The sequence below is a fragment of the Streptomyces megasporus genome, from assembly GCF_000718985.1.
GTDB classification, from domain to species: domain Bacteria; phylum Actinomycetota; class Actinomycetes; order Streptomycetales; family Streptomycetaceae; genus Streptomyces; species Streptomyces megasporus.
Genome location: NZ_JODL01000008.1, coordinates 136,579 through 155,964, shown reverse-complemented (window position 1 = coordinate 155,964; position 19,386 = coordinate 136,579). Strand labels below are relative to the sequence as shown.

Annotated in this window: 20 protein-coding genes and 1 pseudogene; 12 read left to right on the top strand and 9 right to left on the bottom strand. The window is 71.2% G+C overall.

Annotated elements, in window-relative coordinates; all coding sequences use genetic code 11:
* From IF47_RS0110160 to IF47_RS31190, 4 genes are all read left to right on the top strand, one after another.
* Positions 1–1,615: DUF6571 family protein (locus tag IF47_RS0110160; RefSeq protein WP_031508224.1), on the top strand; the 1,615-nt coding region annotated here is incomplete at its 5' end.
* A gap of 149 nt (positions 1,616–1,764) precedes the next feature.
* Positions 1,765–2,418, top strand: a complete 654-nt coding sequence (locus IF47_RS0110155) for a hypothetical protein (protein WP_157839944.1) — start codon at positions 1,765–1,767, stop codon at positions 2,416–2,418.
* Between the two features lie 199 nt (positions 2,419–2,617).
* Positions 2,618–2,800, top strand: a complete 183-nt coding sequence (locus IF47_RS31450) for a hypothetical protein (protein WP_031508220.1) — start codon at positions 2,618–2,620, stop codon at positions 2,798–2,800.
* A gap of 237 nt (positions 2,801–3,037) precedes the next feature.
* Positions 3,038–3,571 (top strand): hypothetical protein, encoded by a 534-nt coding sequence (locus IF47_RS31190; protein ID WP_211257182.1) that lies wholly within the window; start codon positions 3,038–3,040, stop codon positions 3,569–3,571.
* A gap of 56 nt (positions 3,572–3,627) precedes the next feature.
* On the opposite strand, the gene IF47_RS30145 is transcribed toward IF47_RS31190, so the two are convergent.
* Both IF47_RS30145 and IF47_RS0110135 read right to left on the bottom strand, forming a co-directional pair.
* Entirely contained in the window at positions 3,628–3,954 is a 327-nt protein-coding gene (locus IF47_RS30145; protein WP_157839943.1) for a hypothetical protein, read from the bottom strand.
* Complete coding sequence (locus tag IF47_RS0110135) at positions 3,951–4,310, bottom strand: hypothetical protein (RefSeq protein WP_051717370.1); 360 nt, start codon at positions 4,308–4,310, stop codon at positions 3,951–3,953. The genes IF47_RS30145 and IF47_RS0110135 overlap by 4 nt, the downstream gene beginning before the upstream one ends.
* Before the next feature lie 121 nt (positions 4,311–4,431).
* Here IF47_RS0110135 and IF47_RS0110130 point away from each other — a divergent pair, with 121 nt between their 5' ends.
* The 4 genes from IF47_RS0110130 (at position 4,432) to IF47_RS0110115 (ending at position 6,594) form a co-directional block, all read left to right on the top strand.
* Positions 4,432–4,713: a GntR family transcriptional regulator gene (locus IF47_RS0110130; RefSeq protein ID WP_031508215.1), complete on the top strand. Its 282-nt coding sequence runs from the start codon at positions 4,432–4,434 to the stop codon at positions 4,711–4,713.
* Positions 4,714–4,760: 47 nt separating this feature from the next.
* Complete coding sequence (locus IF47_RS0110125) at positions 4,761–5,258, top strand: hypothetical protein (RefSeq protein ID WP_031508214.1); 498 nt, start codon at positions 4,761–4,763, stop codon at positions 5,256–5,258.
* 24 nt (positions 5,259–5,282) lie between these two features.
* Positions 5,283–5,516 carry a hypothetical protein gene (locus IF47_RS0110120; protein ID WP_031508213.1) on the top strand — a complete coding sequence of 78 codons (234 nt, stop codon included), beginning with the start codon at positions 5,283–5,285 and terminating at the stop codon, positions 5,514–5,516.
* Between the two features lie 73 nt (positions 5,517–5,589).
* A complete protein-coding gene (locus IF47_RS0110115) occupies positions 5,590–6,594 on the top strand; it encodes a zinc-binding dehydrogenase (RefSeq protein WP_031508212.1) in 1,005 nt (334 codons plus the stop codon).
* Positions 6,595–6,644: 50 nt separating this feature from the next.
* Here IF47_RS0110115 and IF47_RS0110110 read toward each other — a convergent pair whose 3' ends face one another.
* The 3 genes from IF47_RS0110110 to IF47_RS0110100 all read right to left on the bottom strand — a co-directional run bounded on the left by IF47_RS0110110 (position 6,645) and on the right by IF47_RS0110100 (position 10,890).
* Positions 6,645–6,839, bottom strand: a complete 195-nt coding sequence (locus IF47_RS0110110) for a DUF5302 domain-containing protein (protein ID WP_031508210.1) — start codon at positions 6,837–6,839, stop codon at positions 6,645–6,647.
* Between the two features lie 167 nt (positions 6,840–7,006).
* Positions 7,007–9,358 (bottom strand): rhamnogalacturonan lyase family protein, encoded by a 2,352-nt coding sequence (locus IF47_RS0110105; RefSeq protein ID WP_078591700.1) that lies wholly within the window; start codon positions 9,356–9,358, stop codon positions 7,007–7,009.
* 242 nt (positions 9,359–9,600) lie between these two features.
* The gene (locus IF47_RS0110100; protein WP_031508207.1) at positions 9,601–10,890 is read right to left on the bottom strand and encodes a YncE family protein; all 1,290 of its coding nucleotides are present in this window, start codon (positions 10,888–10,890) and stop codon (positions 9,601–9,603) included.
* 334 nt (positions 10,891–11,224) lie between these two features.
* Here IF47_RS0110100 and IF47_RS0110095 point away from each other — a divergent pair, with 334 nt between their 5' ends.
* The gene (locus IF47_RS0110095; RefSeq protein WP_078591699.1) at positions 11,225–13,999 is read left to right on the top strand and encodes an MXAN_6230/SCO0854 family RING domain-containing protein; all 2,775 of its coding nucleotides are present in this window, start codon (positions 11,225–11,227) and stop codon (positions 13,997–13,999) included.
* Positions 14,000–14,029: 30 nt separating this feature from the next.
* On the opposite strand, the gene IF47_RS30635 is transcribed toward IF47_RS0110095, so the two are convergent.
* Positions 14,030–14,728: an AMIN-like domain-containing (lipo)protein gene (locus IF47_RS30635; protein ID WP_051717367.1), complete on the bottom strand. Its 699-nt coding sequence runs from the start codon at positions 14,726–14,728 to the stop codon at positions 14,030–14,032.
* 469 nt (positions 14,729–15,197) lie between these two features.
* Between IF47_RS30635 and IF47_RS0110085 the strand changes: the two genes are divergently transcribed.
* A complete protein-coding gene (locus IF47_RS0110085) occupies positions 15,198–15,746 on the top strand; it encodes a phosphoribosyltransferase family protein (RefSeq protein ID WP_031508203.1) in 549 nt (182 codons plus the stop codon).
* 137 nt (positions 15,747–15,883) lie between these two features.
* Positions 15,884–16,285 (top strand): NUDIX hydrolase, encoded by a 402-nt coding sequence (locus IF47_RS0110080; protein ID WP_031508202.1) that lies wholly within the window; start codon positions 15,884–15,886, stop codon positions 16,283–16,285.
* 58 nt (positions 16,286–16,343) lie between these two features.
* On the opposite strand, the gene IF47_RS0110075 is transcribed toward IF47_RS0110080, so the two are convergent.
* The 3 genes and pseudogenes from IF47_RS0110075 to IF47_RS0110065 all read right to left on the bottom strand — a co-directional run bounded on the left by IF47_RS0110075 (position 16,344) and on the right by IF47_RS0110065 (position 18,450).
* Positions 16,344–16,670 (bottom strand): hypothetical protein, encoded by a 327-nt coding sequence (locus IF47_RS0110075; protein WP_157839942.1) that lies wholly within the window; start codon positions 16,668–16,670, stop codon positions 16,344–16,346.
* 101 nt (positions 16,671–16,771) lie between these two features.
* Positions 16,772–17,275: pseudogene (locus IF47_RS0110070) on the bottom strand (helix-turn-helix domain-containing protein); the annotation flags it as partial.
* Positions 17,272–18,450, bottom strand: coding sequence for a Cmx/CmrA family chloramphenicol efflux MFS transporter (locus IF47_RS0110065; protein WP_031508198.1), 1,179 nt, complete (start codon positions 18,448–18,450; stop codon positions 17,272–17,274). The gene IF47_RS0110065 and the pseudogene IF47_RS0110070, both read right to left, overlap by 4 nt.
* A 475-nt stretch (positions 18,451–18,925) precedes the next feature.
* Between IF47_RS0110065 and IF47_RS0110060 the strand changes: the two genes are divergently transcribed.
* Complete coding sequence (locus tag IF47_RS0110060; protein WP_051717363.1) at positions 18,926–19,369, top strand: ATP-binding protein; 444 nt, start codon at positions 18,926–18,928, stop codon at positions 19,367–19,369.
* Positions 19,370–19,386 lie beyond the last annotated feature (17 nt).

The following is a 19,386-nucleotide window of genomic DNA, read 5'->3' as shown; positions in this document are numbered from 1 at the left end:
GAGCGACTCCACCGCCGCCCGGGCCCTGAAGGCGTTGGCCGACCAGAGTCCCTACGGTTTCTCCGGCGCCTCCTACGCCGACCGCGACGCCGCCGCCGAGGCACAGCGGCAGGCGGAGGAACTGGCCAACCTGATCAAGAAGAAGGGGGACGACATGTCCCCCCAGGAGTTCGACCGGCTCAACTCCACACTGGCCCGCTACAAGAACGATCCTCTGTTCCAGGAGAAGTTCGCAACGACCCTGGGGCCGCGCGGCACCATGGAATTCTGGGCCGATCTCTCCGACGGTTCGGATGGTGGCAGTCTCCAGCGCTCGCGCCTCAATCAGTTGGGCGATTTCCAGAAGAACCTCAGCTTCACACTCGCGGGAGCCACCCAGTCCGACAGCCCGGCGATGCGAAACTGGGAGAACGAAATGGTCCGGCTCGGCAACCAGCAGTTCAGAACACGTGGTGCCGAGGTCTATGGTTTCCAGGTCATGAGCAACCTCATGCGGGTCGGGGACTACGACGACCGGTTCCTGAACAACTACGGGAACGCCCTGGTCGAGACCGAGAAGAAGGCGAAGATACCTGGTCTCTACTGGCAGGGTCCGACAAAGCCGAAGTTGAACTTCATAGGCGATGAGTTCGGGCGCGACCCGATGACGGGCTTCATGCACGCCCTCACCAACAGCCCGGACGCCGCCACCGAATTCTTCGCGACGACCAAGCCACAGGACAACGCGGAGTGGGTACTCAAGGACAGGCGCCCCTTCGATGACACGCCGCTGAACAGCGACGACCCCTACCATTCGCGTAAGGCGACGGGAAGAGCGCTCTTCGCCGCGGGATCGGGCATCAGCGACCCTCAGGATCCGAACGCCCGGTACGTCGAGCACACCGAAGAACAACGCAAGGTGTTCAAGCGGTCGCTCGAACACCTTGCCGCGACGGGCAACGACTTCCCGCCCGAATTCCGCAACGACATGGCCCGGCTCATGGGCAACCACGGGGATACCGTGCACCGGGCGATGAGCGACCCGATCAACTCCGGTTCTCTGGACAGCGGCCAGTTGATGGAGGTCAGCAAGCAGATATCGCGGAACCAAGAGTCCTACGCCATCCTCAACGAGCAGATGAACTACGCGATCCTCCACGACATTCACACGGAGAAAGAGCATCCCGAGGACAGCCTGGACCGGGCCGGCCGCACGGTCGGCTTCCTGGAGGAGGCCAGGTACCAGGCCACCAACGACAAGAGGGACGGCGACCTCACCGACGCCTCCTGGAAGAAGAACTGGGCCTACCATCTGGCCGGCGGAGCGGTCACCCCGCTCGGCGGCGGCAAGATCGGCGACCCGCTGCAACGCGGTGTCGACGTGATCGCCACGGCCTGGCTTCAGGAGGAGACCAACCGCATCAACAGCGAGGCCACCAAGGACCACTTGAAGACGTACGAGAACCGCAATGAGCAGCTCAACGCGCTGGCGGACGAGTGGTACCGGGTCAACAAGGACTGGGCAGAGGACCCCTCTCACGAGGGATACTCGAAGGACTTCGGGGTTTACTCAAAAATTGGCGCCGCTGCCAACGACGGAAACAAGAAGGCCGAAGGCGTTGCGGGGGATCAGTAGTGAATAAAGCGGTTTCTCGGGCCATTATCGGATCCGTCTCCGGAATCCTCGCCCTGGCATGCACGGCATGCTCCGAGAAGGAGCGAAATTACGCAATCCCGAGCGAGTTTTGCGGAATCGCTGTGGAAGAGAGCACGATGGCTCCCTTCATGCCACCAGGGAACGAACTGACGCATCAGGGGGATCCACTCCCCTTTGACGGCGCCGGCGCGGTGGGCGACAAGAACGCCATGGTCACCGCACGCTGCGACGCACCGGATGCTCCCTATGTGATCGTGGACGTCATCGTTCACGAGAAGGTCAACGACGACGTAACCCAGCGCCGCGCGGACATCGCCGAGTTCATCAAGACCTTCACCCCGAAGGTCAAGAAAGAGGTCGGCTGTACGGTCGGTTTCCTGGAGGAAGCCAGGCACCAGGCCACCAACGACAAGGGCGGCGACCTCACCGACGCCTCCGGGAAGAACCGGGCCTACCATCTGGCCGGCAGAGCGGTCACCCCGTTCGGCGGCGGCAAGATCGGCGACCCGCTACAGCGCGGTGTCGACGTGATCGCCACGGCCTGGCTCCAGGAGGAGACCAACCGCATCAACAGCGAGGCGACCGCGGAACACCAGATGACGTACGACAGTCGTAACGGCCAGCTCAGGTCGTTGGCGGACGAGTGGTACCGGGTCAACAGGGACTGGGCGGAAGACCCCGGCCACGAGGACTACTCGAAGAACCAAGGTGTGTACTCGGAGATCGCCGCCTCCGCCAACGACGGCAACAAGCAAGCCGAAGGACTCGCGGGAGACCAGTGATGAACGGTAAGAGCACCCGCAAGGCACAGGTGACCCTCGCATGCCTTGCCGTACTCACAGCAGGGTGTTCCAGCGAGCAGCGGGAGTACGCGATTCCGAATGATCTCTGTGGCATCCCCGTGACGGAGAAGGAGGTCTCTCCTCTTCTGCCCCCAGGGGAGGCGATAGAGGTAAGGACCCCTTTGACGGCGCCGGCGCGGTGGGCGACAAGAACGCCATGGTCACCGCACGCTGCGACGCACCGGATGCTCCCTATGTGATCGTGGACGTCATCGTCGACGCCGGAGTCAACGACGACGTAACCCAGCGCCGCGCGGACATCACCGAGTTCATCAAGACCTTCACCCCGAAGGTCAAGAAAGAAACTGGCTGCACGACCTGACCCCACCGGCGGCGGACACCCCGCCCGCGCCCCTGAACGAGCGGGCCAAGGTGTCCGCCATCCAGCCTTCCGTCCGCGGAGCCGAAGCGCTCAGGAAACCGAGCACCACGTCGGTGGCTGCTCACGCGAACACTCCTCCGAGCCGAAGACTCCCCTGTCGGGCGGCCCCGGTTCTGTGACACAGTTGTCATCAACCGACCTTCGACGCGGAAGGCGTGGAACCCTCGGGGGATCGACATGGGTTCAGTGGAGTTCTCGTCCGGTGAGAGACGAGTGCGCGATCTGGTCCGTGAGGTGGTCGCAGGGCTGGCGCCGAGTGAACTTCCCGTCGTGGACGGGTTGTTCACTCTCGATGACGCCACGGCCCTCCGACGCCTGACCGGTGAGGAGCGGCCACGGGAACCACTGGGGTTCGGCGTGGGCGAGATCGCGGTGCTGATCACGCCGGTGGTCTGGTTGGCGCTGGACCAGGCGGCCAGACGTTTCGTGGACGCCGCCCTGGACAGCGGGACGAGGAAGTCGACCGCTCTGCTGGGCCGACTGTTCCGGAGACGGCAGCCGCCCGCCACGGTGCCACCGCTGGCCCGCGAACAGGTCGTCGAGGTACGGCGGTTGGTGTTGGAGACCGCCCGGCAGCGAGGTCTCCCGGACCGCCGCGCCACGGAGATCGCGAACGCGGTGATGGCCGCGCTGATACTGGCCGAGTCGGACACGCCGGGCGACGAGGGGCCGGACACCCCCACCGCCGCCGGCGCTCCCCGACGGGAGTAGCCCCGATGGGACGGGCCGAAGCGCTCGTCACCGGGCCCCCGTGCACGGCGTGCGGGTCAGGTGCCGCCGTCCCGGTGGTGGCAGGGACAGGCGCAGCGCAGGACGGTCACGCCCTCGCAGGGCGGTTCGGTCGCCTCACCGTCCCGGCACGTCCGGTGCCGTCCCAGGCGGCAGGCCACCGAGCGGTACTCCTCGTCCGCCAGGGCGCGCAGCTCGTCCCTGAGCCACCGTGGGGCGTCCGGCAGCGTGGCGTACCAGCGGGCGTCGTCCGGGCAGGCGTAGAGCATCCCGCCAGGCCCCGAGCCGCTCTCGACGACCCGCACCAGGATCGGTCGGTCCGTGACGCGCTCGCACCGGCAGCAGAGCATCGCCCGCCCGCTCACCGCGCGGCCCCCACCCGCACGCCGTGGATCACGGACGGCCCGACGTCGATGCCGTCGAGCGCCAGGGCGAGCGCGCGACGCCGCTCGTACTGCTCGTAAGCGATCAGACAGGGGCGGACCAGGGGGCTGCGCTCGCCGTCGGCCGGTCCGTCGCTCCTCCGCCACCGCCGTGTGGTGGGCAGCGGCATGGCCAGGGCTGTGACCAGCAGCGATGGGCGGACGGTACGAACGGGGACAGGACGCGGCGGGCGGGCCCGGTGCCGGCCGTTTCCGGGCGGCACGAGCAGCGCCCCGAGCCAGGCGAGGCAGCGGTGGATAAGGTCGTGCATGTCGATCTGCTCCTTCAGGTCGGCCATGCCCCCGGACCGGTGCCAGCGGTCGCGGGGGTTCTGTCTCCCCGACACCCTATAAGCCATACAGAGCTATACATAGCTTCTCGGTCGTTTATGAAGGTTATTGCTGCTTTACGTTGCTCATGTGAGCGATCAGAGTCAGGTCCCCGACTTCAACCCGCAGGGACCGCAACTCGTGTACGTCGCGTTGGCCGACCACATCGCGGCACGCATCGCGGTCGGTGAGCTGCGTCCGGGCATGCGTCTGCCCGCTGAACGTGCCCTCGCCGAGGAGTACGGCGTCGCCTATATGACAGTCCGCCGAGCCACGGCCGTGCTTCGCGAGCGCGGATTGATCGTCACCGTCCACGGCAAGGGCACGTTCGTGGCCGAGTCCGCACGCGACTCCGGCGACGACCAGCGGTAGCCTGCCCGGCGGCGCGCGCGGGTCCTCGGCGTGCCACCATCGCTTCCGTGCTCGACATCGGCTACGCCCTCTCCTCCCGCTTCCCCGACCCGCCCCAGACGGACTACCGCACGGCGGACGTGCGGACGCTGCGGCACGACCTGTTCTGCGGCGACGTCTACCTCGCGGACACCGAGACCGACCGGGAGCTGTCCACGGCCCGGGGGACGGTGCCGGTGCTGGACTTCGCCTGGGCGCTGTGCGACATCGCCGAGCAGCTCGACCGCGACCCGCTCGGCAACCGCGCCTCCCGTCCCCAACACGCCGAGCTGGACTTCGTGGAGTCCGCCGACAGCCTGCGCTTCACGCGCCGTTTCGGCTGGGTGGACATCACCGCCGACTGGCTGCCCGCCGACGAGCCGCCGCTGACGTTCAACCACAGCATGCTGCGCCGCGAGGCCCGCGACTTCCTCCACGACCTGATCGCCGACCTCACCGACATCCACGACGAGCTGGGCGACAACCCCGTGATCTGGGACCTCCAGGCCCGCTTCCCCCGCGTGTGAGCCGGAAGCGCCAGGCGCGGGGACGTGCGTCAGCGCAGCGTCCGGAGGACCGATGAACCGGGTACGGGCGCGATCGAGGCCGTGGACGAGCGCCGCTGTCTGCCGCACGTCGGGGCGGACTCCGTCTGGGCCCTGCAGTGGATGATCACCTCGGTGGACCCGGACTTCCCCCTCCTCGACGGGCCGCCCGAACTCGCCGGCGCCCTCCGCGCCCACGCCGAGCGCTGCCTGCGCGCTCTCCCGGCCCAACGGTCTTGACCTCAATCCGACTTGAGGTCGCAGAGTGGGTGCGCCAGCCAGGCCGTCACCCACGGGAGAGCGGGAGAGCCCCATGCGCGCCATCCGTCTGCACGCCTTCGGCCACGCCGACAACCTCCGCTACGAGCGGGTCCCCGATCCCGAGCCCGGTCCGGGACAGGTGCGGATCGCCGTCGTGGCGGCCGGGGTGCACCTGATCGACGTCGCCCTGCGCGAGGGGAGACGGCTCGGCCCGATTCCCCTGCCCGAGCTGCCCACCGTCCCCGGGCGGGAGGTCGCCGGGACGGTCGACGCGCTCGGCGAGGGCGTCCACCCGCAGTGGCTCGGCCGACGCGTCGTCGCCCACCTCGGCCAGGCTCCCGGCGGGTACGCCGAACTGGCCGTCACCGACGTCGAACGGCTGCACGCGCTGCCCCCCAGGGTGAGCGAGGACCACGCCGTCGCCATGATCGGCACCGGCCGCACCACGATGGGCATCCTCCGCTTCGCGGACCTCTCCCCCGCCGACACCGTCCTGGTCCTCGCGGCGGCCGGGGGCATCGGCAGCCTCCTCGTCCAGTACGCCCGACACCGGGGCGCCCGCGTCGTCGGCGCCGCGGGCGGACCGGACAAGGTCGCGGCGGTGCGGGAGGTGGGGGCCGACCTCGCGGTCGACTACACCGGGGGCGGCTGGACCGACCGAATCCGCGAGAAGTTCGGCGACCGGCCCGTCACCCACCTCTTCGAGGGGGTCGGTGGCCGGCTGGGGCGCACCGCCCTGTCGCTCCTCGCGCCCGGCGGCGTCCACCTGTCCTACGGCCACGCCTCCTCCCCGCTCTCCGCCGAGGCGTGGACCGCGCCGTCCGCCGAGGAACAGGAGCGGCTGGGCATCACCTCGCGGTCGGTGGTGGGCAAGCCGATGTTCGACAGGATCGGCGGCGTGGAGAACCTGCGGGTGCTGGAGGAGGAGGCCATGGAACTGGCCGCCGCGGGCGTCCTCGTCCCCCTGGTCCACCACTTCCCGCTGGCGGACGCGGCCCGCGCGCACCGCGCCCTGGAGAAGCGCGGCACGCTGGGCAAGGTGGTGCTGGTGCCCTGAGCGGGCTTCCCCGCGCGCCGCACACGGCCGGGTGCGGCGCGCGGTCGTCGTCAGCCGGCCTTGCGGCGGAAGCTCCGCTTGCGACCGGCCTCACGGCGCATTCCGCCGACCTTCGAGCGGCTCTCCTCGTGTACCCGGCGGGCCTGGCCGGCCTGCTTCTTGCGCTCCAGCGCCTCCTTGAACTTCTGCTTGACGTCGTTCTCGACCTCGGACTCGGCCTCGGGCTCGGCCTGGTTCTCCTGCATGTGGACCTCCTGGAGGCAAAGGGGCTGCACCGGTCAGCCTCACACAGGGGAGGCCGTCTGGCGAGGCCATTTCGGCCGCCGTCCCCGTCCGCCCGTCTCCGCGCACGGCCGGGGGCCGCCCGCGGCGGCGCGGGCGGCCCCCGGAACACGGACGGGTCGGTGGTGGGTCAGCGCAGGTGGACGTCGGGCCGGGGCGGGAGGCTCATGCCCTGCCCCAGGAAGAAGCTCGGGTGCGGCGGCTGGTTGTAGGCGGTGTTCTGCCAGGCCAGCGCCACCCGGTACTGGGCGTCGTGCAGCAGCGTGTGCAGCTTCAGGTCCGTCGGGACCGTGGTGGCGTAGATACGCAGCGCCGAGTTGTCGCTGTGCCGCCAGACGACCTCCTCCCGCCAGTCGCCGAACAGGTCGCCGGAGAGGACGGGCGTGGCCTTGGTGCCGTTGCTGGACGCCACGCCGCTGCCGGTCAGCAGCCGCGTCTCGCCACCGGTGCCGTACTTGTCGATCCGGGTGCCGTCGACCAGTTCGCGGACCGGGTCGCCGTCCCACCAGGCGAGGAAGTTGGCCGAGGACGGGTTCCGTCCGACGCCCGCGCCCGAGGCGTCGCGGAGCTGGTTCATGTTGGGGCCCGACCCCCAGAACTCGGCGCCGGGGTTGCCCGCGTACACGTCACCGGCCACGCCGCGTCCCGGTCCTTCCGCGCTTCCGCTGGTGGGCGTGCGGTGGATGACCTGACCGGTGCGGGCGTCGTGGAGGTCGGAGCCGGGCTGGTTGCTCGACTCGTGGATGGTGAAGACCTCCAGGCCCGGCCGGGTGGGCACGAAGTCGCCGACGTGGAGGGCGTCGCCGTGGCCGAATCCGGTGGCGTACATCAGGGTGCCGTTGTCGTCGACCGTGGCCGAGCCGTAGACGATCTCCTGGCGTCCGTCGGCGTCCACGTCGGCGACGGAGAGCTGGTGGTTGCCCTGCCCGGCGGCGGCCCCGTTGCCGGAGGTGTTGGAGTCGAACATCCAGCGTCGGGTGATCCGTCCGTCGCGGAAGTCCCAGGCGGTGACAGTGGCGCGGGTGTAGTAGCCGCGGGCCGTGATCAGCGAGGGGCGGGAGCCGTCGAGGTAGGCGGTGCCTGCGAGGAAGCGGTCGACGCGGTTGCCGTAGGAGTCGCCCCAGGAGGAGACGTTGCCGCGTCCCGGCTCGTAGTTCACGGTGTCCAGCGCGGCGCCGGTGCGCCCGTCGAACACGGTGAGGTACTCGGGGCCGGTGAGGATGTAGCCGGAGGCGTTGCGGTGGTCGGCGCCCGCGTTGCCGATGACGGTGCCGCGGCCGTCGCGGGTGGCGTCGGCGGTCTTCATGGCCACCTCGGCCCGTCCGTCGCCGTCGTAGTCGTAGACCTGGAACTGGGTGTAGTGCGCCCCGGCGCGGATGTTGCGGCCCAGGTCGATGCGCCACAGTCGCTGCCCGCCGAGTTCGTAGGCGTCGATGTGGACGTTGCCGGTGGTGCCGGACTGGGAGTTGTCCTTGGCGTTGTCCGGGTCCCACTTGAGGACGAGTTCGAGGCGTCCGTCGCCGTCCAGGTCGCCGGGGCTCGCCTCGACGGCGGTGTAGCCGGAGCCGGGCGGGGAGATCGGGACGTCCAGGTGAGTGCCGCCGGTGAAGCGCAACGAGGGCTCGGAGGCGGGCTGTTCGGTGCCGTTCACCACGGCGCGGACGGTGTAGGAGGCGTCGGCGGGGGCGCCGGCGTCGAGGTGATTGGTGGATCCGGTGATCGGCGTGGAGTTCACCTTGGTCGAGCCGCGGTAGAGGTTGAAGGCGACGTCGCGGCTCTCGGTGCCCAGCAGCCGCCAGGAGACCAGGTTCCCCGAGCCCGAACGGACCGAGACCAGGCCCCTGTCGAGGTCCTCCATCTGCACGGTGTTCCCAGGCGGCGGTTCCTCGGTGCCTCCGCCGCCGTCCACCCTCACCAGGCGCCACTGCTGGTTGGTGCCGCCGGTGTCGGTGTACTGGGAGATCCGGGCGCCGTCGGCGGTGGACCACTCCCACACGTCCAGCGCCTTGCCGCTGTGCCGGTTGATCAGTCGGATGTGGCCGCCGTCGGAGTCGGCCACGCGGAACTGCTGGTTGGCGCCTCCGTTGTCGGTGTACTGCACCACGTTGGCGCCGTCGGCGGTGGAGCGGGCCTCGACGTCCAGCGCCTTGCCGCTGTGCCGGGCCAGGAGCGTGTAGTGGCCGCCTCCGGCGTCGACGAAACGGAACTGTTGGTGGGGGACGTCCCGCGGGGTCCGTTGGACGACGGCGGCGCCGTTGGCGGTGGACCCGCCGTCGATTTCGAGGGCCTTGCCGCTGTGCCGGGAGACCAGTTGGTAGTGGGCGGAGGTGTCGATCACGGCGGCGTCGGCCTCCTGCGCCGGCAGGGCGACCAGGCCGACGGCGGCCAGGAGGGCGGCCAGGGCGGTCGCGCAGAGCCCTCGTGCTCGTGGGCCGGGCTTCCTCCGTGTGCCGCGTGCTCTCGTCGTGCGGTGGGCGGACATGTCGGCTCCTTGGTGGGGGTCGTGCGCTCCGGGGGTGGGGAGAGCCTGCTTATGAAACGATTCATCAGTGCGCCGCGGCAGAGCCGTGCGAGCTGACGCCAAGGGGGTTCATGGGAGCGCTCCCGCGAGCGTAGGGGCGTCCACCGAAGGGCGACAAGAGTCGTGCACACGCCAATCCGGCGGGCGGATTCGCCGGTTCCCGGAGAGGGCACACCCCGGGAACCGGCGCGGAGCGGGACCGATCAGCCCGCCGAGGGACCGGTCCAGCCGGCCGGGACGTGCCCCAGCCGCACCCGCTGCGGGTGGTCGCCGACGGGCACCGACACCACCTTCCGCCCGGTGGCGAAGTCGATGGCGGTGACCTGGTCGGAGCCGCTCTCGGAGACCACGCAGTGCCGGCCGTCGCCGCTCACGGTGGCCCAGTACGGCTTGGAGACCGTCACCAGCGGGCCCTCCTGGAGGGTCCTGCGGTCCACGACGGTGGCGTAGTCGTCCATCGTCCCGGCGACGCACAGCTTGGTGCCCCGCGGGTTCATCGACATCCCGTGATGGCGCGAGTCGTTGACCCAGGTGGTGCGGTCCTCGCTCGTCTCCGGGTTCTTCGGCAGCTCCTTCAGCCGCGTGATCTCGTCGGCGGCCACGTCGTACTCCAGGAATCCGTTGAAGAAGGACACCTGGAAGTAGAGCGTGGACTCGTCGGGCGTGAAGGCGACGGGCCTCACCGAGTCCGACAGGTCCTTGCGGCCGAAGGCGTCCAGCCGTTCCCGCATGTCGACGACCTTCACCCGCTCGAAGGTGGTCGCGTCGGCGATCGTGATGCGCCGGTCGCCCTTCGTCCAGTCCAGCCAGGGAGCGTCGAGGGCGTTGTTGACCTCGCCGATGGACATGTTCCAGATGTACCGGCCGCCGTCGGTGAAGACGTTCTCGTGCGGTTTGTCGCCCGTGGCGAACGAACCCAGTTCCTTCCCCGTGACGATGTCCAGGACGTGGACGGTGTTGGACGTCGAGGCCGAGACGGCGACCTTCCTCCCGTCCGGGGAGACGGCCATGTGGTCGGAGCGGAAACCGGAGACGGGGAAGCGCCAGTTGATCCTCCCCGTGGCGACGTCGATGGAGACGACGTCGGCGAAGCTGGGGCGGGAGACGACCACGGCCGAGCCGTCCGGGGTGGAGTACATGTCGTCGACGTACTGGTCGTGCCCCTCGCCGACGGTCTCGCGGATGCCGAGGTAGAAGGCGAGCTTGATCGGGTTGAGGTGGATCTCCCGCAGCCGCTCCTTCTTGTCGGGGACGACGTTGATGCGGCCCACCTTGGCGTAGTCGCCGGTGGACTCGATGACGTCCGCGGTCCCGTCCCAGTTGTTGCCGACGAACAGCACTTCTCTCAGCCCGTTCTTCCCCGCGTCCGCGCCCGCCGCCGCGGAGGCGGGCGTCGCGGCGGCGGCGAGCACGAGGGCGGCGGCGCAGCCGACGAGCCGCCGGGAGAGGCGACGGCGCGGGGAGGGGCGGTGGGGTGACGTCGTGGTCGTCATGGCGCGCTCCCTGGTCAGACGGGCGGGCGAGTTACCGGGGGTAACGTATCGGCCGTCCGGACGGCCGGCCAGATGCGCGACAAGCCGAAATCCGGCGCGCCCGCACCCGGCACCAGGGCCCCGGGCTCCTGACGTGTCGTCACCGGACCGAGCCGGTAAAACGGTTCGCCGCTCGTCGGACCCACCGCCTAGAGTGAGCGGCACGCGGGGGCGGCTCCGCGGCGTGCTTCCTTCTCCTCTCTTTTCATTAAAAAGAATCCGAGCGCGCCCACTCCCCGCCCCCGCGCCGCTTTTCCACGAGCGGAGTTCCTTCCGCTTCTCCACGGGGGTGCACATGGCCGTCACACGTGTCGGCGACCGTACCGACGTCACGACGACCACGGCCGCGGACGACCTCGAAGGGGTGCTGCTGCGGCGCTTCTTCACGGTGTACGTCGCCGCGCCGGCGGACGGCGCGCGTGCCGTTCCCCGCACTTCCCACGTCAATGCCCGGGGATTGACGGCGCTGGAGGCCGATCTCGCCGCACGCGGATACGTCCTGACGGCCTCGCTGCGCGCCGCGCTCGCCGCCCTGCCGCCGGCCGACCTCGCGGAGCACGGCATCCGCCTGCTCGGCCGGATCGACGCGCTGCTGGGCGCCGACCGCGAACACGTCCCGCTGTTCCGCGGCTTCCCCGACTCCGTGCCGAGCCACGCGCACAGCCTCTACAGCGAGCACATCCTGGCCTTCCTGCTGAACCAACCGCACCAGCCGTGCGTGTCGTGCGGGCGCACCGGCGACATCGGCGCGCTCGCGCCGTGCGCCCACCTGGTGTGCTCCGAGTGCCTGGCACGGGCGGCGCTCGAGCAGGAGACGCCGTACGACCTCCCCTGCCCGGTGTGCGGCGCCCACGTGACCGACCCGGCGGTCCCGTACCTGGACCTGTCCGAGCCGCGCCGCCCCAAGGCGGCGAAGGTCGAGCGGACGTCGGAGCGGCGGGACGAGGCGCCTCCGCCGCTGCGTCCCCTGCGTCTGGGAGAGGGCTCCGGGCCGCGGGCCGGCGCGCTCTCGGTGCTGGCCGACCTGTCGGCCCGCCGCACCCCGCTGTCGCCGCAGGACCGCGCGGACCTGGCCACCGTCCTGCCCCACGCCGGCCCCGGCCTGGACTGGCTGCCGGAGGAGATCCCGGTGCGCGAGACCAAGGCCACGGTCCTGGCCGCGCTGCTGAACGACCCCGAAACCGCCCCGGCCGCGCGGGAGTCGCTGCGCACCCGCCTGGACACGGCCACCGACGTGCTGCGCCTGCTGTGGGCGTACTCCGGCGCCGAGCCGGACCTGCTGCCGGCCCCGCCGCGCCTGCGGTCGGTGCCGCGTCCGCTGCGCCGCGCGCTCCTCGGCGTGCTCGACGCCCTGCCGCCGGAGACGGTGGCCGAGGACATGCTGCGCCGGCCGTCGGCGTGGAAGCGCGTGGGCGAGGTGCTCCACCCGTTCGAGCACCGGAACCGCTTCCCGCGCGCCGCGGTGGCGTTCGCCGCCGTGCGCGGCACCGACCTGGGCTCGGGCAAGGCCGACTGGCTGGTGGACGCCACGGACGGCATGGGCGACCGGGTGCGGCTGGTCGCGGGCCGTCCCGGCAAGGCCGTCCGCCTGGCGGTGCGGACGTTCGCCTCCGAGGTCGAGGAGCTGCTGGCCCGCGGGGACACGGCCGGTGCCACCGCGCTGCTGCTGCGCCGCCCCGGCGAACTGGTCCGCCGTCTCCACCACCTGCTGCGCGTCCACAGTGTGTGGACGAAGGGCGACGACCTTCCGCCGGGCCTGCTCGACGGGCTTCCGGCCGCCCTGCGCCGGGTCGGCCCGGGGCCGCTGCTGGGCGCCTGGGGGCGGCTGCGCGTCCCCCACGAGGCGGGCGAGCGGCGGGTGTTCTTCCCGCGCGGCACGGTCGCCCTGGCCCACGGCGTCGACGACCACGCCCCGCCCGTGTCGCGTGCCGCGGCCGAGACGGTGTGCGCGGCGCTGGAGGACGAACTGCTGCGCCGGGCGCGCGAGTCGGCGGGCGAACCGCACGGCGTGGCCGTCCTCGACGCGGGGCTGGCCGACCTGGTGGTGCCGTTCGCCGAGCGGGCGGCGGCCAAGGCCCTGATCGCCGTGCCGCGCGGCAGCCGCCGCCCGCTGCCCGACGGCGGGAGGCTGCGGCTGTTCCTCCACTGGACGCAGAACAGGGGCCAGCGGGTCGACCTGGACCTGTCGGTGGCGCTGTACGACGCGCAGTGGCGTTTCGTCGGCCTGTGCGACTACACCCACCTGGCCTTCGCCGACCGCGCCGCCGTCCACTCGGGCGACTTCACCTCCGCCCCGCCGCCGAACGGCGCGACGGAGTTCGTCGACCTGGACGTGGCGGCGCTGGCGGCGGCCGGGGCGCGGTACGCCGCGATGGTGGTGTTCAGCTACAACGCCGTGCCGTTCGACGAGTTGGTCGACGCGTTCGCCGGTGTCATGCCGCTCCCCGAGGAGAAGGCGGCCGGCCGGGGACGGCGGTTCGACCCGAGGCTGGTCCGACAGCGCTTCGACCTGGCCGGCGACACCATGGTGTGCCTGCCCATGGTCCTGGACCTGGAGGGACGCACCGCCCTGTGGACGGACACCAACCTGTCGGTCTCCGGCGGCTTCCACAACGTGTACCGCCACCGCGACCGGCTGGGCCGACTCGCCTCCGACCTGACCGTCCACTTCGCGCCCGGCGCCCGCGCCACCGTGTGGGACCTCGCCGTCCGGCTGGCCGCCGCCGGTTCACCGGAGGTGTGGGTGCGCTCGTCCGACGGTCTCTGTCTGGCCCGCTACCGGCGCGGCGCGGAGGAGGGCGTCGGCGCCTTCACCGCCCGCGTCCTGGAGGGGTACGCCCACGACGACCTGCGCACGGGGAAGGCGGAGGAGGTCACCGACGCGCTCGCCGACGTGCTCGCCGCGGACGGCCGGTTCGCCGCGCTCGTCCACGGCGACCTCCCGGCCGAGTGGGGAAGCGGCGAGCTGTACCGCCTCTTCCCCGGCCTCCTGGATGCCGGTATCGGCGCGGACGTCCGCCTTCTCGCCGCCGGCGACCTCCTCGCCCGCTTCGCCCCGGCGGCGGACTGAACCCCGTGCGGTCGGGGCCGGTCGCGCAGGTCAGCCCGCCGCCTCGTGCGCGATGTCGACGACGATCTTGTCGCGGACCTCGGTGACCCGGAATCCCGGTCGGCCGTCGCCGCGGCGGGTGTCGACGCCGATGCCGAAGCGGGTGTCGCCCTCGAAGTAGCTGACGAGTTCCAACCCCCGCACGGTGGGCGTGCCCGCGTCCACGGCGTCGAACTTCTTCTCCGGGCTCTCCGGTTGGGCCCTGGCGAAGACGAGCATCATCCGGTGCTCGCCCGCGATGGGGATCTCCTCGCCGGAACCGTCCTGGTGGAGGGCGTCCACGTACTCGACGACGTAGGGCGGGACGCCCCCTTCGAAGTCGAAGACGACCCGGTCGTAGGTGCCGTGGACGCCCACCCGCACCCTGGTCAGCACCGCGAGCTCGGTCTCGTCCGCTCCCCTGCCCTCGCCCGACTTCCGGGTGGTGTCCCGTGGCGCGGCGTCCGCCGTTCCGCTCGCGCTCGCGGGCGGCGGGGCGGGCTCCCGGGGCGTCGTCGCCGAGGGCGTTCCGTCCGTCGTGCCGGGGGAGGGCGAGGCGGACGTCCCGGTCGAGGCGGACGTCCCGGTCGAGGCGGACGTCCCGGTCGAGGCGGCCGGACGGTCGGTGCCTCCCGCCCCCTCTCCTCCACAGGCCGCCACCGACAGGGCGGACGCGAGGGCGATCGCGGTCAGGGTGGAACGGCGTGTCACTGCTGGCTCCTGGAGGTAGGCGACCGGGTGCGGGGAGCCGACCTTCCGGGCGAATGCGTCCCCCGCACACCGACCCGAGGTCGGCCCGCGCTCACACGGCGTCGAGCAGTTCGGTTGTCACCGTAACAACCCTCTCTAACCCCCGAAAGGGGATGTTTCAGCCGATTCACCGATCCTCGGACTATTCTGATGGGCTTTTCGCACCACGCCGACCGCTCCCGCTCCGGCCCGAGGCGGCGCGTGGGCTTCACCGCCGTCGCGCATGGAGAAGACCGTCGTCGGCCCGTCGTCGGCCTGGTGTGCGGGGCGCTGCTCGTCACGGCCACCGACCCGCGACGGACCGCACCCGAGCGGGTCCCGAGCGACGAACACCGTGACGGTGGCGCCGAGTTCGAGTGGTTTCCCCACGCGAGGGCCCGGGGCGTGAATTCCTTCGACGGCCGGCGGCGGTGTGCGGAATCATCCGTCCATGGACGCGCGGGACGATCGGGACGGCCTCCGTCGGCGACTGCGAGAGGCGTTCGCCTGGCGGGGGCCGGAGAACCGCGCGGACCTCTCCTCGTGGTGGGCCGACCCGTCCCTCCTCGCCGCCCTGGGCCCCGCGCTCGCCGGCCTGCACCCCCGGGAGCGGATCACGACGGTGCTCGCGCCCGAGTCCACGGGCTTCCTCCTCGGCCCCCCGACCGCGATCGCCCTGGGAGCGGGCTTCGTCGAGATGCGCAGGGACTTCGGGGAAGAGGAGACGGGCGACCGGGTCCTGTTGCGCAACACACCGCCGGATTATTCGGGCCGTACCGTCGAGTGGGGCGTACGACGCCGTCTGCTGCGTTCCGGGCTCCGGGTGCTCTTCGTGGACGACTGGGCGGCCACCTCCGCCACCGCCCAAGCGGCGCGCCGCCTGGTCGAGGACTCCGGTTCCACCTGGGTGGGCGCGGCCGTCCTGGTGGACGCCACCGCCTCGGCCGCGCGCCGCGACCTGCGACTCCACGGTCTGCTGCGCGAGCGCGAGCTGGGCTGAGCGGACACGGCGGACGCAGCGGACGTACAGCCCCTTCCCGGTGGGCGCGGGCCGTGCGCGAACCCCGGACCGGAGGGGCGTGTTCCCCCGCCGGTAGGGTCCTTCCGTCCGGATTCCGTACGAGTGAGGGCAGGGCGATGGCGGTCGCGATCGACAAGGTGGCGTGGGTGCGGATCGAGGACGGGAAGGTGCTGTGCGCCCGCTCCCGAGGGAAGGACACCTGCTACCTCCCCGGCGGCAAACGGGAGGAGGGCGAGAGCGACGTGCAAACCCTGGTGCGCGAGGTCCGGGAGGAGCTGGCCGTGGACCTCGTCCCGGAGACCGTCGAACTCCTGGGCGTGTACGAAGCCCAGGCCCACGGCCGCGCGGAGGGCACGGTCGTCCGCATGACCTGCTACACCGGTGACCACCGGGGCACGCCGACCGCCTCCGCCGAGGTCGAGGAGATCCTCTGGCTGTCCCACGCCGACCGCGACCGCGTCTCCCCGGCCACCCGGCTGGTCCTCGACGACCTCAAGACGGCCGGGAAACTCCTCTGACACCCACCGCTCCGACCCCTGCCGCCGTCGGGACGGCGCGGCGACCGGGCCGGCCGGTTCAGCAGGCGTCGTACCGCCACTCGCCGTCCTCGCGGGACCACTGCTGCCGCCGATGGTCGAACCGGGGTTCGTCGCCCACCCCGTAGGTCACGTACGCCGTCACTCCCGTGAACTCCTCGACGGCGTACCGCTCCATCTCGTACCGGACACCGTCCACGTTCGCGTCCCGCGCCCGCTTCAGGCTCTCCGCGAACGCCGCCTCGGTGACCTCCTCCTTGCAGCGGGCGGAGTACGCGGCGTACCCGGCGTCGACGTCCGGCTCGAAATAGGCGTCGACGTACGCGCGGACCGCCCTCTCCAGCGCGGCGGCGTCCCCGGGTTCCATGGCGAGGGGCGCCCGCGTGGCGGACGGGGCGGCGGTCGGCCCGCCCCCCACCCGGTCCGGCACCGTCCGCCCGGTCGCCGTCACCGTCACAGGCGGCGGTGGCGAGCAGGACCGCGTCCGTGTGCGCGCCGGCCGCCACCATCGGGGATACGACCCACCTTCTTCACATCGACGTGGACCATGTGGCCCGGCCGTCGAGCTTGGATCTTCCGCGGTTGTCGGTTGACCTCACCGTTCGGGTCGAGGAACCGGCGGTGGTTGATGCCCAGACGGGCCGGCCACCGGCCCACGGTGCGTTCGCTGATCCGCACGCCCTGACCTTCGAGTTCGAGCGCGATCCTGCGGGCGGACCACTTGTTGTCCCGCCGCAGCCGCTCGATCCGTTCGACGACGTCGGGTGGGGTCCGGGTCGGTGAGCAGCGCGGGACGCTGGAGCGGTCCCGCAGCCCGGCCTCGCCGTGCGTGTCGTACCGGTTCTTCCACTTGGACAGGCAGGCGCGGGAGACGCCGGCCTCGGCGGCCACATGGGCGATCGGACGACCGCGGCAGCGCTCCACGAGCCGTCGGCTTCCCTCGATGTTCAAGGGGGCGTTCGCGTGTATCACTGGAGCGCCTCGGCACTTCGGCCGGCCGCGACCACCGTGCGGAGGGGGAACGCGATGAGCAGCGCGGCAGCGACGAGCAGTCCGCTTGCCCACAGCGGCCCCAGGGCCCCGACCGCGGTACCGAGAGTGGCCGCGGCGATGAGGGGGCCGGCGGCGGCGCCAATGTTGAGGGCCGCGGTCGCATACGAGCCGGCCATGGTGGGGGCTCCGGCCGCCTCGTAGAGGACCCGGGTGATCAGCGTGCTGCCCAGCGCGAACGACAGCGCGCCCTGCACGAACACGAGGGCGAACAGGGCGACCGGCTGGTGGGCCAGCATGGCCAGGGCCGGCCAGCCGAGGAGCAGCAACGGACCACCGACTGCGATGACCAGACCGGGACGCTGGTCGGACAGCCGGCCGGCGACGGTGACGCCGACGAAGGAACCGGCACCGAAGAGCACCAGCGCGACAGAGATCCACAACTCGTCCAGCCCGGCGGTATCGGTCACCACGGGGGCGAGGAAGGTGAAGCTTGCGAACGTCGCCGCGTTCACCAGCGCGCCGAGCAGCATCACCAGGATCAACCGCGGCCGGGTGAGCTGGGCGAGCTCCGCTCGCAGGGCCGGCCCGCCGGTCGCCTCTGCCTTCACACGTCCCGTGGGGATCCCCTTCAGGACGCCGAGGGCTGTGGGCAGGCAGAGAGCGGCGACGGCCCAGAAGGTGGCCCGCCAGCCGAGCAACGTACCGAGTACCGACCCACCGGGGACACCGGCGATCGTGGCCACCGTCGTGCCTGACAGCAGCACGGCCAGCGCACGTCCCTTCTTATCGGGTGAGACCAGCGTGGCGGCAGTCGTCAGTGCGACGGCAAGGAACCCTGCGTTCGCGAGCGCGGCGACGACCCGGGTGGCGAACAGGACCGGGAAGCTGGTGGTGAGGGCGCCCACAGCGTGGGCTGCCGCGAAAGCGAGGATGAATCCGAGAAGGCCGGCGCGCCGGGGCCAGGTGCGGGCAAGCGCGGCCACCAGGGGGGCGCCGACGATCATGCCGACTGCGAAGGCCGAGGTGAGCGTGCCTGCTGTCCCGACGGTGACGTCGAGCTCTGAGGCGATGTCCGGCAACAGGCCGGCGAGCATGAACTCCGAGGTGCCCATGGCGAAGACCGCCAGGGCCAGCAGATACAGCGGGAGAGGCATCGAGTGGCTCCGGGGTGAGGAGAGGCACGAGAAGGTCATCTCGTCACCGCGGCCAGCCCCAGGGGCACACGCGGTCCCACCGCAGATGCGGTGCGACGACAGGGCTACGAGCTCAGGGGGTCAGGGGGCTGACGGCGTGACCGAAAGCCCCCACCTTGTCCGACTCAGGACTCGACATGGCCCGCACGCTACCCGACCGATGCCCGTCGAGGCACCTCGGTTTCACCGGCATTGGCCTGTGTCACCAGCGTCATGTCCCGCAACAGCAGCCACTCACCTGGGTGTAGGGGAGCGTTGTGAGCGGTGCGCGGCCGGACAGAGCAGCACGCCCGACCTGCCGAGGGTGTCGCGGACGGGGATGGAAGCGGGTCGGCTCCCGTACGGCTCTGGCGCTCTCCGTCGCCGACGACCGCACCTGTGCCACATCCAAGCGGTGCTGCCTGGGCTGCGGCGGCACGGGCAAGGAGTGGCGCGGATGGCTGACCTCACCGACGGACGCGGCGGAACCGGCATCAGGTGCGAGCAACTGGGGGCCGTGAACCTCTATCCCCTGCCGGAGTCGGTGCCGCGGGCGCGCCGCTGGTTCCGGAAGTTCACCACCCGGTACAACCCGGCCTGCTCGCTGGACGACTGCCAGGTGATGCTCTCGGAATTGCTCACCAACGCCGTTCTCTGCGGACGGGCCGAGGAGGAGTGGCGCGTGCGGGTCGAGTGGTGGCGTGTCGGCGGGTCGCTGCGGGTGGATGTCCACAATCCCGGTTTCCCGGCCAACGCACGGATGCGGGAGGCCGGCGCCGAGGAGGCGCACGGCCGGGGGTTGTTCCTGGTCGACGCCTTGGCCGACTCCTGGCATGTGGAAGCGAGCCCGCACGGAGGCACGGTGGTCTCGTTCATCATGCACAAGGCGTGGCCGGCCTGAGTGCAGCTTCTACTTGA

Bases quoted from the DNA above. Each gene is read 5' to 3' on its own strand.
- IF47_RS0110155 (WP_157839944.1), top strand. From the start codon at position 1,765: ATGCCACCAGGGAACGAACTGACGCATCAGGGGGATCCACTCCCCTTT.
- IF47_RS31190 (WP_211257182.1), top strand. From the start codon at position 3,038: ATGGGTTCAGTGGAGTTCTCGTCCGGTGAGAGACGAGTGCGCGATCTG.
- IF47_RS0110135 (WP_051717370.1), bottom strand. From the start codon at position 4,310: ATGGCCGACCTGAAGGAGCAGATCGACATGCACGACCTTATCCACCGC.
- IF47_RS0110115 (WP_031508212.1), top strand. From the start codon at position 5,590: ATGCGCGCCATCCGTCTGCACGCCTTCGGCCACGCCGACAACCTCCGC.
- IF47_RS0110110 (WP_031508210.1), bottom strand. From the start codon at position 6,839: ATGCAGGAGAACCAGGCCGAGCCCGAGGCCGAGTCCGAGGTCGAGAAC.
- IF47_RS0110105 (WP_078591700.1), bottom strand. From the start codon at position 9,358: ATGTCCGCCCACCGCACGACGAGAGCACGCGGCACACGGAGGAAGCCC.
- IF47_RS0110100 (WP_031508207.1), bottom strand. From the start codon at position 10,890: ATGACGACCACGACGTCACCCCACCGCCCCTCCCCGCGCCGTCGCCTC.
- IF47_RS0110095 (WP_078591699.1), top strand. From the start codon at position 11,225: ATGGCCGTCACACGTGTCGGCGACCGTACCGACGTCACGACGACCACG.
- IF47_RS0110085 (WP_031508203.1), top strand. From the start codon at position 15,198: ATGGACGCGCGGGACGATCGGGACGGCCTCCGTCGGCGACTGCGAGAG.
- IF47_RS0110080 (WP_031508202.1), top strand. From the start codon at position 15,884: ATGGCGGTCGCGATCGACAAGGTGGCGTGGGTGCGGATCGAGGACGGG.
- IF47_RS0110075 (WP_157839942.1), bottom strand. From the start codon at position 16,670: ATGGAACCCGGGGACGCCGCCGCGCTGGAGAGGGCGGTCCGCGCGTAC.
- IF47_RS0110065 (WP_031508198.1), bottom strand. From the start codon at position 18,450: ATGCCTCTCCCGCTGTATCTGCTGGCCCTGGCGGTCTTCGCCATGGGC.
- IF47_RS0110060 (WP_051717363.1), top strand. From the start codon at position 18,926: ATGGCTGACCTCACCGACGGACGCGGCGGAACCGGCATCAGGTGCGAG.